Consider the following 16,706-nt stretch of genomic DNA (forward strand, 5'->3'; position numbering starts at 1 on the left):
CAATCACATTGCTTGTCGAGATTGTAAAATAAGAAGTCAGTGCACTAACTCTAAAAAAGACCCTAGGCGAATAAGGCGGTGGGTGCATGAGATTCTGACAGAAGAAATGCTTCAAAAGCTAAAGAATCAACCTGAATTGATGCTTCATCGAAAGCAAACTGTTGAGCACCCCTTTGGCACAATTAAACTCTGGATGGGAGCTACCCACTTACTAACACGAGGTTTAAAAAGCGTGGGGACAGAAATAAGTCTTCATGTCCTAGCTTACAACTTCAGAAGAATGATAACAATTATGGGAGTTAACGGCCTAAGTAAAGCAATTAGAGTAGCGTTGCCATAGCAGTTTCGCTCGCGCGGAGAAAATTGCGATACTGAGAAAAAATCGATCGCAACCATCTTAAATGGTTTCAAACTAAGAACATACCCAAGACAATTTATTAAAAATTAGTTTTTACACAGTCTGTGCCAAAAGCGGACACTTCTAGTCAATGGTGAGCAACGAATTTATAGCTTGCACAAATATCAGATGTACCTAAAAGTATTTGTAAGTTTAATTAAAGCAATATAGCTGACGAATCCCCACGAATGGCGTAGATAAAACAAATAGTTAGAGGCGAAGGGAACATTCATGGCAGTTCCCGATCTGATCTTTCGCCAAAAACACCTAACCATGAATGTAAAAACAATGCTCGCCGATTTCCTCTCATTTGTCACCCCCAAATGTATGCACAAAGCCCGATTTTTAGCTGTGGGGGCGGCAGTACAAAGCTTGATGCAGAATGCCAATGTACGGTAACGGCTATCGGCCGTAATTTTGACAGTGAAACGTCAGAAAAACACGGCATCAAACGAGCTGACCGTTTGCTAAGAAATGAAGCGCTTCAAGCAGAGGCGCCGCTTATTTATGGCGAAATGACCCGCTTGCTACGTCAGGGCAAACAGCCGCTGATTTTAGTGGACTGGAGCAATGCCGACACCGAAAAGCGCCATTTTATCCTGCGTGCCAGCCTGGCGCTAGAAGGTCGCCCACTGACGTTACATCAAGTTGTTGTGCCGATGGACGAGTATACGTGCCCACACGTACACAGGGCGTTTTTATACCGGTTAAAGCAGGTACTGCCGGCAGACTTTAAGCCGGTGATTATTACCGATGCGGGTTTTAAAGTGCCGTGGTTTAAGCAAATACGTAAGCTCGGCTGGCATTACATTGCCAGAGTTCGTGGCAACCAGACACTGCAACTACCCGGCCAGGATGCCTATATCACGGTTGCCAAAGCCTACAAAAAAGCACGCCCTACGCCCCAAGTCTTGGGTGAGGTTAAGCTGACCAAAGCCCAGCAATATCGCACTCAAGCCGTGCTGGTGGGCACCGGTTGGAAGCTGCGAAAATCCGACAAACACAAGCAATATAAAGAGCCGTGGTTGTTGGTCTCATCCTTGCCCAATTGCTTCGATTACGCGACGAAGATTGCCAAATGCTACGGCAAACGCATGCAAATAGAAGAGAGCTTCCGCGACCAGAAAAGCCAGACCTATGGCTTAGGTAGCGAAGCCCACCGTACTTATAAACGCGAACGATTGGAAGTGCTGTTGCTATTAGCGGCACTGGCAAATTGGTTGCATTACATGATAGGGCTGGCGGCAGAGCTGGCCGGGAAGCACTTGCAGTTTCAGGCTAACAGCATCAAACATCGGCGAGTACTCTCATTTAACTACCTGGGAATGCGATTATCAAAGGCCGCCCAGCTGGGCTTAACTGAAGAAGAGATACAAGCGGCAAGACGGCAAGTCATGCTCTGGGCCGCAGAGTTTGACTGGGGTGTCATCAAACTGGAAAAGAGCTGATACTATGGTCAAATTCGAGGGGATCCCTCAGCAAATATTCATAAATGTTTACATGACATCAATTTACTTATTCGAAAATTTGTATTAGCATAGGCCATGTATATTTTTTTGAGAATTTTATGTCTAAAGCATTTTCAAAAGTCTTAGTAATAACGCTTATGCTGGTTGCCTTTGTAGGGCAAGCATTTGCGTATTCTGCTATGTCTTGCGAAATGTCATCAGGTTCTCACGAATCACACATGAACATGAACATGAACATGAACCATGGTGATATGAATAAAAGCAGTAATGGTCAATCAGAAGATTGTTGTGACGTTGAATGTATTTGTCCTGCAAATGCTTGCTCATCTACGACAGTCCTAAATTCCAGTATTGATTCGACAGATATTCAAATATTCAGTGAATCTGTAGCTGCTCTGCAATCTAAACAACCTCATTCAATTTCCACTTCCCTTTATCGTCCACCAATTTTTGCCTAATACAGGATTAGTGCGTCCAAATTTCGCGCACATGTAATTAATTTTTCTGTTAGTCAATATAGCGTCGTAGCGCTATAGATATTTTCCAGCGATGTCTGGGGGCAAAAATGATCAATAAGTATTTAAAAATAGCAGTAGTAATGCTGCTTTCACCTGCGTTTGCAAACGCCAACGAACATAACCATGCACACAATAACGACGTAACACCTTTGGAGTTAATCGTTTATAAAACCCCTAATTGTGGGTGTTGTAAAAAATGGATAACTCATATTGAAGACAAAGGGAACGTTGCGCATTCCAAAGATTTCCGAAACATCGGCAACATCAAAACTAAGTATGGTATCAAACCTAATTACCGTTCATGCCACACGGCAGTGAGTAGAAATGGATTTGCCTTTGAAGGTCATATACCTGCTAAATTTATTCAGCAGTTCTTATCAGAAGAACATCCCAATGCGATTGGGCTTTCAGTTCCAGCAATGCCAGTTGGCTCTCCCGGTATGGAAGTCGATGACCGCTTTATGCCATACAACGTGTTAATTCTATTTAAAGATGGAACGAGCAAAGTCTATGCAAAAGTTAAAACATACGAGGAGCAATTCTAATGAAATTGAACTCTTCAAACCTTACTTCACTTTCAACTGCATTAATACTCGGCTTATCTGTATTCTCAGCTCAAGCTGAGAAAGTAGTGTCGCTTGAACAAGCTATCACCTTAGCTCAGCAAAATGATCCTTGGCTTCATGGTAGCCGGTTGAAACAAAGTGCAGTTGAAAATAGAAGTATTGCTTCAGGTACTTTGCCTGATCCGAAAGTATCGCTAGGGATAATGAATTTACCAACAGATACTTGGGATTTAGATCAGGAAGGAATGACTCAGCTAAAGGTTGGCGTCTCTCAAATGTTTCCGAGAGGCGACAGTCTAGAGATCAAGAAAGACCAGTTACAAATTGAGTCCACGAAATTTCCACTGTTACGAGAGGATCGTAAAGCTAAGTTGAAAAGCCAAGTGTCACAACTTTGGTTAGATGCTTACTTAGCCCAACAAACTATTAAATTGATTGAAGATGATTGGTCTCTTTTTGAGCAGATGGCGGAAGTGGCTAAAGCTAGCTATTCAAACGTTGTTGGTAAAACTAGACAGCAAGATGTTATTCGTGCTCAGTTGGAAATCGTGCAGTTAGATGACAGATTAACTTCGCAAAAGCAGAAACTAGAAACGACAATCGCTCGTCTCAATGAGTGGCTTCATATTTACGATGCGGATCGTTTGAATGAATCATTCAACTTTGACGCGCAACCATTAGAGTTTAGGGTTTCTAAAAAGTTACCTGCAATTACTCTGAATAATCCAACAGTCCTAAAAGCATCTAATTACTCAAGAAATCTATTGGCTCAGGAACTTGCTAATCATCCAGCCATACTTGCAATTGATGTAAAACGCAAAGCTTCAGAAAAAGGAGTTGAGTTAGCCAAACAGCAATATGAGCCGCAATGGGGTGTCAATGCGAGCTATGCCTATCGTGACAATATGCCTTCTGGTGATAGCCGAGCTGATTTATTTTCTGTTGGGGTAACGTTTGATTTGCCTTTGTTCACTGAGAATAGACAAGATAAGCAAGTTGCAGCTTCTATTGCTGATTCAGAAGCTATAAAAACCGAGAAATTATTGCTGACAAAACAAATGATCAGTGCGGTGGAAAAGGAGCTTAGACAGCTTAAACGTTTATCTGACAGGCAGTCTATTTATCAAAAACAACTTCTCAAACAAACGCATGACCAAGCTGAAGCGTCATTGACGGCTTACACCAACGATGATGGTGATTTTGCCGAAGTTGTTCGAGCAAGAATCGCAGAATTAAATGCCAGAATAGCAGCCTTAAAAATTGATGTTGACGCACTTAAAACAGTTGCTCGCATTAACTATTTCTTTTCGTACTCTCAAACTAACTCAAATGCTGAGCATAAGCCAATGCACACTTCGCACAGAATGAATCAACACTTATCCAATCAGCAATTTGGAGAAAAATAATGTCAACGAATACTAAAACACCAAATTTGAAACTAGTAGCCGCCATCATCATTGGGGCAGCACTAGGTGCTGGAGCATTAAGTTTATATCAAGGTACAGGTTCAAGCGGTAATGGCAATGAAGCTACATCAGGAGAGAAAAAACCGCTGTATTGGGTTGCACCGATGGATTCTAATTACCGTCGTGACAAGCCCGGTAAGTCGCCTATGGGTATGGATTTAATTCCTGTGTATGAAGAAGGATCATCTGGTGATGACTTTGGCCCCGGAGCCGTAAAAATCGCGCCTCATGTAGTGAATAATCTTGGGGTTCGCACTGCTCCTGTTGAGCTTAAAAATATGCATACTGAAATATCAACCGTAGGTTACGTTCAATATGATGAAGATAAGCTAATTCACATCCATCCACGTGTAGATGGTTGGATAGAAAAGCTCTACGTCAAAGCCGCAGGTAATCCTGTTGAGAAAGGGCAGCCTCTATATACACTATATTCTCCTCAGCTAGTTAACGCGCAAGAAGAACTATTAATAGCTATAAAGCGCAATAATAGTTCCTTAATTGCGGCGGCCAAAGATCGGCTTAAAGCGTTACAGCTTTCAGCAGACTTTATTCAAAAGCTAGAAAAGACACGAAAGGTTCAGCAAAACATCACCTTTTACTCCCCTCAGGCAGGTGTTGTTGATGGTTTGAAGATTAGAGAGGGTTTTTATGTAAAGCCGGGAAACACCATATTAAGCATTGGTCAGCTAGATCAAGTTTGGGTTGAAGCAGAAGTGTTTGAACGTGACGCAGCCTTAATTAAAGAGGGACTTCCTGTATCAATGACACTGGATTATTTACCCGGAGAGGACTGGGCTGGTGTCGTTGATTATGTTTATCCAACATTGAATAGTAAAACACGCACACTCAGAGTGAGACTGAAGTTTGACAACCCAGACTATCAATTAAAACCAAACATGTTTGCACAAGTCTCTATTCACGCTAATCAAGCTGATAGCACGATACTCGTACCTAAAGAAGCCGTCATTCGCACAGGTAAACAAGACAGAGTTGTACTTGCCTTGGGGGATGGGCAATTTAAGTCTATCGAAGTGACAATTGGCCGGGTTGATATCGATAGTATCGAAATCTTAGAGGGTCTTAATGAAGATGATGTTGTGGTGACATCTGCTCAATTCTTGATTGATTCTGAATCAAGTAAAAACTCTGATTTTAAACGAATGACTCATGACGAAGTGCCTAGCTCTGTTTGGATGGAAGGCGAAATCAACAGCGTCATGGCGGGACATCGTATGGTTAATATTACTCATGGTCCTGCTGAGGCTTGGGATTGGCCTGAAATGGTTATGGATTTTACTGTGGCTGAAAAAGTCGATATTGACTCATTAAAGTCAGGTCAATCTTTGCACTTTGAAGTGAGCAAAACCGAAGAGGGTGGATATGAAGTTACTGGAATTCATATCATGAGTGAGCCTGCTGATATGAGTGAAGAAGTATCATCAGCAACAGCATCAGGTTTAATTAATGCGATTGATATTGATACACGGATTCTAAATATTAGCCGAGGCCCAATAGAGAAGTGGGATAGACCTGCTGCGACGATGGATTTTATCGTCGCGGACAATATAGAAATAGTTGATTTCAATGTTGGTGATAATGTCACTTTCACTTTTGAGGTTAGGGATGACTTAGTTATCACTGACATTTCTCTTGAATCAGATGAACAACACGGCAAGGAAAATAAGCCGGTCGTTGATCACTCGAATCATTAAGTTGGGAGAAAAATAATGATTGAATCAATTATTAGATGGTCAATTGGCAATCGCTTCTTTGTTATCTTAGCTACCTTAATTTTGATTGGTGGTGGGCTATTTTCAATAAAGAATACGCCTGTTGATGCACTACCAGATTTATCTGACGTTCAAGTAATAATTAAAACGAATTACCCCGGTCAGGCACCGCAAGTTGTTCAAGATCAGGTTACTTATCCACTGACAACTGCAATGTTGTCTGTTCCCGGCGCTGTTACTGTTCGTGGCTATTCATTTTTTGGTGACTCATTTGTTTACGTCATCTTTGACGAAGACACTGACTTATATTGGGCAAGGAGCAGAGTACTTGAATATTTAAGTCAAGTAGCCCCTTCACTACCCGCTAGTGCGCGTCCACAACTAGGGCCAGATGCGACAGGTGTTGGCTGGGTTTACCTATATTCTCTTGTAGATAAAACGGGCAACTTGGATATTAGCCAATTGCGTAGTATTCAAGATTGGTTCTTAAAATATGAATTGCAAACTGTCCCCGGAGTGTCAGAGGTTGCTGCCGTTGGTGGAATGGTTAAACAATATCAAATACAAGTCGATCCCGATAAGTTAAGAGCCTACGGTATACCACTTAGTCACATTCAAATGGCCCTTAAGCGTGGTAACCAAGAAACAGGTGCCTCTGTTGTTGAAATGGCTGAAGCAGAGTACATGGTTACCGCTACTGGCTATATCAAAAGTATTTCAGATATAGAGTTGATCCCTCTCGGTGTGAACGAACAAGGAACGCCGCTTACTATTGGCGATGTGGCAGAAGTTAACTTAGGTCCACAAATGAGACGGGGCATCGCGGAACTTAATGGTGAAGGAGAAGTTGTTGGTGGTGTGGTTGTTATGCGCTTTGGTGAAAACGCACAAAAAACCATTGATGGAGTAAAAGCCAAATTAGAAGAGTTAAAAAAAGGTTTACCCGAAGGAGTTGAAATAGTTACGGTTTATGATCGCTCTGGCTTAATAGGAGAGGCGGTAGAAAACCTATGGAGTAAATTGCTCGAAGAGCTTGCTGTCGTCGCGATTGTATGTGTTGCATTTCTGTTTCATTTGCGATCTTCGATTGTTGCAGTTGTCACTCTACCTATTGGCATCTTAGCTTCATTTATCATCATGCATATGCAAGGTATCAATGCGAATATTATGTCATTAGGTGGTATCGCTATTGCAATTGGTGCGATGACAGATGGCGCAATAGTGATGATTGAAAATATGCATAAACATATGGAAAAGACACCGCTAACAGATGAAAATCGTTGGCAAATAGTCTCAAAGGCGGCAAGTGAAGTCGGTCCTGCATTATTCTTTAGTTTGCTCATCATTACAGTCTCATTCTTGCCTGTATTTATTTTGGAAGCGCAAGAAGGAAGAATGTTCTCTCCTCTTGCTTACACAAAAACATATGCAATGGCTGCATCAGCAGGCTTAGCGATAACATTGGTGCCTGTATTAATGGGGTACTTTATTCGAGGCAAAATTGTTTCAGAAAAGAAAAATCCGTTAAACCGATTGCTAATTGCTATTTACATGCCTGTTTTAAAGCAAGTAATGAAGTTTCCAAAATCGACAATTGTAGCAGCAATATTAGTGACTATCGTCGGTTTTTGGCCTGTTGATAAGATTGGTAGCGAGTTTATTCCTCCTCTAGATGAAGGAGATTTAATGTACATGCCGACTACATATCCGGGGATCTCTATTGGTAAGGCAAGAGAAATTCTACAGCAGACAGACAAGCTAATTAAAACAGTGCCAGAAGTTGAAACAGTATTTGGTAAAGTAGGAAGAGCTGAAACTGCAACTGATCCCGCGCCTCTAACTATGATTGAGACCTTCATTCAGTTGAAGCCTCAAGAAGAGTGGCGTGAGGGAGTTACAACAGAATCTTTAAAAGCTGAGTTTGATAAGTTGGTTAAGTTTCCGGGCTTGACGAATGCTTGGGTTATGCCAATCAAAACTCGTATTGATATGTTGGCAACAGGTATTAAAACGCCAGTAGGTATTAAAGTAGCAGGAGCTGATTTAAATACGATTCAAGAGATAGGGCAACAAATAGAGCAATTGTTACCTGAGGTGACAGGAACCGCTTCAGTTTATTCTGAACGAGTTGCAGGTGGACGATATATCAAAGTTGATATTTCTCGTGAGAAAGCAAGTCGTTTTGGATTAAACATCGATGACGTACAACAAGTAGTTTCAACTGCTATTGGTGGGATGAATGTCACTCAAACAGTAGAAGGTCAAGAGCGTTATCCTGTCAACTTGCGATACCCACAAGATTATCGTGACTCTCCAGAGCAGTTGTCGCGCTTGCCTGTTGTCACTCCAAATGGACAACGCATCGCACTAGGTGACGTAGCTGAAATAAAAGTAGAAGTAGGCCCTCCGGGGATCAAGAGTGAAAATGCACGTATTAATGGTTGGACGTTCATTGATATAGAGGGCGTTGACGTAGGTACTTATGTTGAAAGTGCAAAAGAGCATTTAGCTAAAAATCTTATATTACCAGCAGGTTATTCGATTACTTGGGCTGGTCAATACGAATATATGGAAAGAGCCAAAGCCAAGCTTACTTACGTTGTTCCATTGACGCTCGCCATTATTGTTATTTTGCTTTATTTGAACTTCAGAGCGTTTAGCGAAGTTGCGATCATCATTGTGACTTTACCGATGGCAATGATCGGTGGGTTATGGTTGATGTATTTAGAAGGGTTCAACTTCTCTGTAGCAGTTGGTGTAGGCTTTATTGCTCTGGCTGGAGTAGCTGTTGAGATTGGCGTAATAATGTTGGTATATCTCAATCAGGCGCTCGCTGAACTTAAGGAAAAAGCGAAAGAGCGAGCAGAACTCATCTCAGAAGATGAATATCAAGATGCCTTATTGCACGGTGCTGGATTACGTGTTCGTCCTGTAATGATGACAGTAGCGACAATCATTATCGGCCTAATGCCTATTTTATATGGTACAGGAACAGGCTCTGAGGTAATGAGTCGTATTGCTGCACCAATGGTAGGTGGGATGACAAGTGCAGTCCTGCTAACTCTAATTGTTTTACCCGCGATTTATTCAATCGTTAAAAAGCCCGAAGTAAACGCCTTTAACAAGGAACTTTCTAACTCGGAGCTAAAAAACAATGCTTAGAAAAGCTAGGAAGTACCATAAATGGCTAATGGCATTTGTAGGGATACAATTCCTTTTCTGGTCGATTACTGGTGTGTATATGGTGACTATGGATATTCACTATATACACGGCGAAACCTTGGCTAAGAGTGAGGAAGCCAAAATAGATTTAGCAAGTATGGATTACTCCATTGTAAAGCTAGCTGCGGATTATCCTAAAGCTAGCCAAGTTACACTTACTCAAAGTATGGGCCGTCCTTTGTATTCTTTTATTAATGGAGAAAATGGAAAAGTAGCAATAGATGCTAAAACTGGAGCTGTTCAGGCCCTTGTAGATGAAACCAAGGCTAAAGAAATCGCACAATACCATTATGTGCTGAATCATCAAATCGACAGCATAAGGTTGATTAAGTCAGCGACAAACTTGCCTGCTGAGTTGTCCCCAAGGCATTTACCTGTTTGGAGAGTGACGTTTGAGCAATTCTCCACACCGACATTTTATATAAGTCAACAAACAGGATCACTTGTTGCCAAGCGTCATGATTACTGGCGATTGTTTGATTGGATGTGGCGGTTCCACATTATGGATTACTATGATGGAGAAAACGTATCTAACTGGTTTTTGTTCTTGGTCGCAACTCTAGGTCTAATGGGAGCAATTACTGGCGCAGTATTGACTTATTACCGAGTGCTTTCCCCAAATAAAAAGAGAGTCATTTGATGCGACTATTTAAGTTAAATACAACGATACACAAGTGGCTTTCTTTATTTGTTGGTTTACAACTGCTTATTTGGTTGGGAACGGGCCTTTACTTCAATTTGATGGATCACAGTAAAGCCAGTGGTAATGAACTTAGAGTTCATTCTCATCATGAAGGTAGCATTACAGGCTTTGACCTATTCCCTATTAAAGACATTACTAGTAATGCTCCGCAGGAAGTAAACCTTATATGGGTTTTACATCAGCCTTACTATCATTTTGTGTTCGATAAGGGGCAGCATAGCTATCAAGAACGCCACTCAAAGCTATTTGATGCTGTAACAGGAAAGCCATTTAATTTGTCTGAAGAACAAGTACTAACTTTGGCAAAAAACTCCTACTCAGGACAGGGTAAGTTAACTACTCCAGTGTTATCTCAACCTCCGTTTTCTGATCACGTAAGGCAGCAAAATCCTATGTGGCAAGTTGCCGTTGAGGATGAGAACAATACAACTATTTATTTAGATAGTATTACAGGTCAAGTACTTCGCCATGCCAATGATGATTTCAGATTGAAAGATCTGATGATGAAGCTTCACTTTATGGACTATGGCAATTCTGGAGGATTTAACCATTGGTTGATCATTGCATTTGCTTTTGCAACGCTATTCCTTTCAATTACTGGTGTTACTTGGCTGATACAACAGTATCGAAGTGGTTTACTGAAGCTAGGTTGGGGCACTAACAGGCAAAAAGTGGCAGTGACGTTTTCCAATGAAAATACTATTACTGACATCTCAGCAGTTGGTCGCTCAACTGTACTAGAAGGGCTAGCTAGTTCACATGTATACCTTCCTTCAGGTTGCGGTGGTGGCGGTACTTGTGGCAAATGCGTGTTCTTAAGTTCAACTAAATTACCTATCACACTATCTGAACAGGAACATTTATCTCAGGAGCAACTTAAGGAAGGTTATCGGCTTGGATGTCAGCATAGGTTCTCTGAAATTAGTTCGATTGAAGTTAATACTGATCGCAATATTGAAAATCATGAGCTAGTTGTGGTTGCGACTAATTTCATTACTCCTTTTATCAAGGAAGTGAAATTTAAGCTGAAATCAGGCAAACAGTTGGCATTTAAAGCTGGTGCATATATGCAATTTGATGTGCCAGCAGGGATGAATAGCTTACGTCCAGATGATATGCCAGAGTGCTATGAAAAATACTGGGATAGCTACTATCATGGAAAATTTTCTCATAACGGTGTAACTCGCCACTACTCATTAGTTAACTTTGACGAGGAGTCTGATGAGTTAATGTTTAATATCCGTTGGCAGACCGCAAAGAATGGTTTTAAAGCAGGAATAGGTTCAAGTTATTTAGGTTCACTCCAAGTAGGTGAAACGATAACTGCAAAAGGCCCTTTTTCTGATTTTTATGCCACTTCAAATAAAAAAGTTAGTCGCGTGTTTATAGGTGCGGGTTCAGGACTTGCACCACTAAGGTCTATTATTTTTGAACAGTTGAAAAAGCATAAAGATAAAAGTGGTTTGACTCTTATCTATGGTGCGCGAACTGAAGATGACTTGCTATACCATAATGAATTGAAGTCACTGAGTGAGAAGCATAAAAACTTCTCTTATATTCCTACTCTTTCTAATCCTTCAGAAGAATGGCAAGGGCACTCAGGCTATGTTCAAAAAGTACTTCTGCCGTATATGAACCAAAAATCAGAACTGCTTTTGGCTGAGTTTTACTTGTGCGGTCCAGAAGCAATGATGAGTGAAGTGGAAAAAATAATTACAGATGCTGGGATTCCAAGTAATCAAATTTTCAAAGATAAATTTAGTCGTTAATCCATTAAATAAATAGAGGTAAATATGAAAAAACTAATTAAATTTTTAACCGTAATCAGTGTCGTTTTTAGTAGTGCGGTATTTGCGCATGTGCATCTTGAAAAAAGTGTGCCTGCTGATAATGCAATGCTAATGAATCCTCCAGAAGAGTTAACTTTGGTGTTCACCAAAGAGGTACGGGTTGTAAAAGTTTCATTGGCCAATAAACAAGGCGAAGAATTTAAATTTGGATTCGAGCCTTCTAAAGTCGCTACTAGCAAATTTACATGGAAACTACCTAAATTAGCTCCTGCAAACTATGCTGTGGATGTAACCTTCTTAGGTAACGATGGTCATAAAATGAAACATAGCTTCGGCTTTATGGTTCACTAAAATAGGCGGTGTGATTGATATGGAAATGTATATCTGGAATACAGTCATTGTACTGTCAAAAATTGTATTTTACGTCGGCTTTGCCTGTATTGCTGGTTATACATTTTTCAGGCAAATATTTGAGAATAATGAATCTCATACTAATGCTGTAATCGCGAATTTAACGTGTACAAGAACTTATATAGTTATGGCTTTGATCGCTAATATTACTTGGTTCTTTGCCAGTACTGGTGCAATGGCAGAAGAGGGAATTCAGGGGGCGATAGACGCTGATATATTGGCTATTATGTGGGACTCCTCTGTCGGCACTGGAGCTTTGCTTCGAGCGCTTGGGCTAGTTACCGCAATAATCGCTTTAGCTTTAAGGTTCAAACTCGCTGTGAACTCGTACTTAAAACAAAGCGCTTTAATGTTGAGTTTATTAATCCTTGCATACTCATTCACGTTACTGGGTCATATTTCTGAGTTAGGCACAATTGAAAAAGGCTTGCTTATTTTGCATGTGCTCGTTATGGCATGGTGGTTTGGGGCGTTATTGCCACTAAAACAGGCTTGCCATCAGCTAAGTTATGCAGAACTTCATTTGCTGATGGAAAGCTTTGGCAAACAAGCAAGTTTTACATTGAGCCTATTGTTGGTAGCAGGCCTCTGGCTCGTGATTCAATTGGTCGGAAGTCTTGATGCACTAATAAGCTCAAGTTACGGACAAACACTGTTGTTTAAATTGGCCCTTGTAGTGTCTATTTTGGCACTTGCTGCTAAACATAAACTAATACTCGTTCCACAACTTAAAAATAGTCAAGGCAGAGAGGCTTTATCTAAATCTATCTCGATAGAAATGGTAGTAGCTTTTGCCATTTTATCTGTAACGGCTGGGCTTACTAGTGTTGTTGGCCCTGCAAATTAAAACCTAAAAGAGAGAATGAAAATGAAAACAATAAATATATTACTCGTTTTATTAATGACGTTTAGTTTCGCAGCAAACGCTCATGGTGATAAGAACAAAGACAAAGGTTTGTTTAAAGGTATAGATACCCCAGCCGCAAAAGTTGTTTTGGCATTTCATCAAGCACTTGAAACTGGCAATCAAAAACAGGCTAGAGCGCAGTTAGCGGATGATGTCACCATCTTCGAGGGAGGCCGCGTTGAAAGGAGCGCTGATGAATATGCTCATCATCATATGTTGTCGGATATGAAGTATTTAGCAGCGATGAAGAGCGACACACTTGAACATCAAGTGACGATACTTGGAAATACCGCTATCTCTGCGTCGCGCAGTCAAACTACAGGTACTCATAAAGGTGTTGAACGCGATTATCAAGGCATGGAAACGATGGTGCTGGAAAAACAAAATGGTGAATGGAAGATTAAGCACATTCATTGGTCACATTAATTTATTGGTCAAACAACGGAGAGTAAAATGAGAAACAACAATCCATTACATCAAGTTTCTACGCCACGTAGACGCTTTGTACAAGGATTAGCTGCTGGCGGTGTATTAGCTGCTTTTCCAAGTGTTCTTCATGCAGCTTCATCTTTGCTTGCTGGAACTTCAACAGGTACTGCGCCCGAACTAAGTGGGGAAGTCATAGATCTGGTGATAGATGAGTCACCAGTAAACTTCACAGGTGTTGTAAGAATGGCTACAACAATCAATGGCTCAATACCAGCTCCTACCTTGCGCCTCAGAGAAGGTGATGACGTTACTATCAGGGTAACGAATAAATTATCAGTGCCGAGTTCAATTCATTGGCATGGGATCATTCTTCCGTATCAAATGGATGGCGTACCGGGTATTAGCTTTAAAGGTATAATGCCGGGTGAAACCTTTGTTTATAAATTTAAGCTGCAACAAAGCGGCACATATTGGTATCACTCACACAGTGGTTTTCAAGAAATGACAGGTATGTACGGCGCATTAATTATTGAGCCAAGAGAAAAGGATATTATTAGTGCTGACAATGAGCATGTCATCCAATTGTCTGATTGGACTGATGATGACCCAATGGATTTGTTTCGCAAGTTAAAAGTACAGAGCGATGTATTTAACTTTAATCAACCTACTGTTCCAGAGTTTTTTGATGACATTTCAAATAGCAGCGTTTCAAATGCGCTACAACGCCGGGAAATGTGGAATAAAATGAGAATGAACCCTACAGATCTTGCAGACTTATCAGCATCTGCAATGACTTTTTTAATGAATGGTTGTGCGCCTTTGACAAACTGGCGTGGAATGTTTAAAGCTGGCGAAAAGGTTAGGCTTAGATTTATTAACGGTTCTAGCAATACGTTTTTTGATGTAAGAATACCTGAGCTGAAGTTAACAGTTGTACAAGCTGATGGACAAAATGTTGAACCTGTGACAGTAGATGAATTTAGATTTGGTCCCGGTGAAACTTATGATGTACTTGTCGAGCCAAAAAATGATGCATATACGATTTTTGCACAAAGCATGGATCGCTCAGGTTATGCTAAAGGTACTTTATCAATGGCACCTAATATTGATGCACCAGTACCTGCTCTAGATCCCGTTGAATGGTTAACGATGACAGATATGATGGGGAATATGGCCCAAGGTGGTGAGCATTCCGCGATGGCAGGTATGGCAGACATGTCGGGCATGAATTCTAATAAAATGGATCATAGTGCAATGGGTCATGGAGCGATGGCAATGGATCATAGTAAACATGGAATGACTAAAAACCCATTAGCTGTTGCTAGCACTAAAGTGCGTCATGCAAAAACAGAGTATGGAGCTTCTGTTGATATGCGTGTTGATATGCCTAGAACAAACCTTGATGATCCCGGTATAGGTTTACGTAAAAATGGACGCCGTGTTTTAACACTTGCAGATTTACATTCTCTTGAGGGAATTACAAACCAGCAAGAGCCAGAGGCTGAAATTGAATTACATTTAACTGGAAACATGGAGCGTTATAGCTGGTCATTTGATGGCTTGGAATTTGGAAAAAGCACGCCAGTTCACATGAAGCATAATCAACGTTTAAGAGTTATTTTACAAAACGATACAATGATGACACATCCCATGCACCTGCATGGTATGTGGAGCGATTTGGAGAATGAAAAAGGTGATGTACAGGTTCGTCGCCATACTATCCCTGTACAACCAGCGCAAAGAATTAGTTTTTTAACAACACCTCATGACGTAGGTCGCTGGGCATGGCATTGCCATTTATTATTCCACATGGATGCAGGTATGTTTAGAGAGGTAGTTGTATCATGAAAAAATTAATACTAACCAATACGTTAAGACTATTATTAATAGGTTTGCCCCTTATAAGTGTATCTGTATCTGCAAAAGATGAGATGACTGAGATGGGTGATTCTAAAATGCAAGCACAAGGTGGAGATGCACCTAAAGATGCTAGAGACCCCCATGCTTATGCAGCAGGTACAACTTTGACTGAAGGTCCTTATGCACTCAGTAGCGACAAACGACTGACTTTGGCAGATGAGCATTCATTTTACGCGCTACTAGGGGATCGTCTTGAATATAATGAGCAAACAAACGCAGGTGTTTTTGACTTTCAGGCATGGTATGGCACTACTTTTGATAGATTAGTCATCAAAACTGAGGGAGATTTTAGCGAAGGTAATTTAGAGGAGAACCAAACAGATTTTCTATGGGGCCACGCAATATCTGCTTATTGGGATACACAAGTCGGTATTCGACTTGATTACAATAACGAAGGTGAAAACCGCAAATGGCTAGCTTTTGGTTTACAAGGTCTAGCCCCCTACTGGTTTGAAATTGATATGACTGCGTATTTAGGAGAGCAAGGTAATAGTGCATTTTCGATCGAAGCTGAGTATGAGCTATTACTTACTCAAAAGTTAATTGTTCAACCACGAGCAGAGTTGACGCTTTACGGTAAGGATGACGTCCAAAATAACCTTGGTAGTGGCTTATCTAGCAGTGCTATTGGTTTTCGGGTTCGTTATGAGTTTACCCGCCAGTTTGCTCCCTATGTTGGCGTTGAGTGGACAAATAAATTTGGTAATACAGCCGACTTTGCGAAGTTAAATGGGCAAAGTACGCGTGATACTGCTTTTGTTGCAGGTATCAAGTTCTGGCTCTGATGTGAAGAAATACTATATTGACTTGATGAGAGCTACCGCAACTATATTGATGGTAGCTTTCGTTTTTTGGGATTTAAACCATTTTAGTTATGTTAGGAAAGGCCTAGCTAATAGTTTTTTGGAAAGAACTAAGAGCAGTAATAGTAAGCTACTTCTTGTTTTCAGTCGGTGCCAGTCTGGTGTATACCTATCAAGGTGGAATATCAGCTAAGAAGTAAAGTTGGCGAATGTTTAAGGTTAAAGAGTCAAGCCAAAAAACATCGCCATTGAACATTAGGCTTGCGCAATCTCACCCTTTCAAGGGCGAGTCAAGCAAGAGGTAACTAGTCTTTTTTCTGACTTAAAGCGCGTGAAGTTTTTACGGCTCTTTCACTTGGCGGTGTGTTTTGATTT

General features: G+C 40.9%; 13 protein-coding genes and 1 pseudogene. All 14 read left to right on the forward strand.

From position 1 onward, the window contains the following. A partial coding sequence (locus ABMY41_RS19330) for a transposase (protein ID WP_235378250.1) occupies positions 1-340 on the forward strand: 340 nt, incomplete at its 5' end. Positions 341-628: 288 nt separating this feature from the next. Further along, positions 629-1,845 (forward strand): annotated as a pseudogene (locus tag ABMY41_RS19335) (IS4 family transposase). 119 nt (positions 1,846-1,964) lie between these two features. Continuing rightward, a complete protein-coding gene (locus ABMY41_RS19340; protein WP_235378251.1) occupies positions 1,965-2,324 on the forward strand; it encodes a hypothetical protein in 360 nt (119 codons plus the stop codon). Between the two features lie 107 nt (positions 2,325-2,431). Then, complete coding sequence (locus ABMY41_RS19345; protein ID WP_063528221.1) at positions 2,432-2,929, forward strand: DUF411 domain-containing protein; 498 nt, start codon at positions 2,432-2,434, stop codon at positions 2,927-2,929. Continuing rightward, positions 2,929-4,356, forward strand: a complete 1,428-nt coding sequence (locus ABMY41_RS19350; RefSeq protein WP_235378252.1) for a TolC family protein — start codon at positions 2,929-2,931, stop codon at positions 4,354-4,356. The genes ABMY41_RS19345 and ABMY41_RS19350 overlap by 1 nt, the downstream gene beginning before the upstream one ends. Then, positions 4,356-6,128: an efflux RND transporter periplasmic adaptor subunit gene (locus tag ABMY41_RS19355; protein WP_235374237.1), complete on the forward strand. Its 1,773-nt coding sequence runs from the start codon at positions 4,356-4,358 to the stop codon at positions 6,126-6,128. Before ABMY41_RS19350 ends, ABMY41_RS19355 begins: the two co-directional genes overlap by 1 nt. A gap of 15 nt (positions 6,129-6,143) precedes the next feature. After that, complete coding sequence (locus tag ABMY41_RS19360; RefSeq protein WP_063528224.1) at positions 6,144-9,308, forward strand: efflux RND transporter permease subunit; 3,165 nt, start codon at positions 6,144-6,146, stop codon at positions 9,306-9,308. 28 nt (positions 9,309-9,336) lie between these two features. Next, complete coding sequence (locus tag ABMY41_RS19365) at positions 9,337-10,008, forward strand: PepSY domain-containing protein (RefSeq protein ID WP_235381756.1); 672 nt, start codon at positions 9,337-9,339, stop codon at positions 10,006-10,008. Next, entirely contained in the window at positions 10,008-11,840 is a 1,833-nt protein-coding gene (locus tag ABMY41_RS19370) for a 2Fe-2S iron-sulfur cluster-binding protein (protein ID WP_024596190.1), read from the forward strand. Before ABMY41_RS19365 ends, ABMY41_RS19370 begins: the two co-directional genes overlap by 1 nt. Before the next feature lie 24 nt (positions 11,841-11,864). Continuing rightward, positions 11,865-12,212, forward strand: coding sequence for a copper resistance CopC family protein (locus ABMY41_RS19375; protein ID WP_010558032.1), 348 nt, complete (start codon positions 11,865-11,867; stop codon positions 12,210-12,212). Between the two features lie 19 nt (positions 12,213-12,231). Further along, positions 12,232-13,119 (forward strand): CopD family protein, encoded by an 888-nt coding sequence (locus tag ABMY41_RS19380; protein WP_063528226.1) that lies wholly within the window; start codon positions 12,232-12,234, stop codon positions 13,117-13,119. 15 nt (positions 13,120-13,134) lie between these two features. Continuing rightward, positions 13,135-13,605, forward strand: a complete 471-nt coding sequence (locus tag ABMY41_RS19385) for a nuclear transport factor 2 family protein (RefSeq protein WP_008467847.1) — start codon at positions 13,135-13,137, stop codon at positions 13,603-13,605. 27 nt (positions 13,606-13,632) lie between these two features. Beyond that, entirely contained in the window at positions 13,633-15,456 is a 1,824-nt protein-coding gene (locus ABMY41_RS19390; RefSeq protein ID WP_039972484.1) for a copper resistance system multicopper oxidase, read from the forward strand. Next, positions 15,453-16,313, forward strand: coding sequence for a copper resistance protein B (locus tag ABMY41_RS19395; protein ID WP_004589262.1), 861 nt, complete (start codon positions 15,453-15,455; stop codon positions 16,311-16,313). Before ABMY41_RS19390 ends, ABMY41_RS19395 begins: the two co-directional genes overlap by 4 nt. Positions 16,314-16,706 lie beyond the last annotated feature (393 nt).

Source organism: Pseudoalteromonas sp. BZA4, from assembly GCF_040104395.1.
Lineage (GTDB): Bacteria > Pseudomonadota > Gammaproteobacteria > Enterobacterales > Alteromonadaceae > Pseudoalteromonas.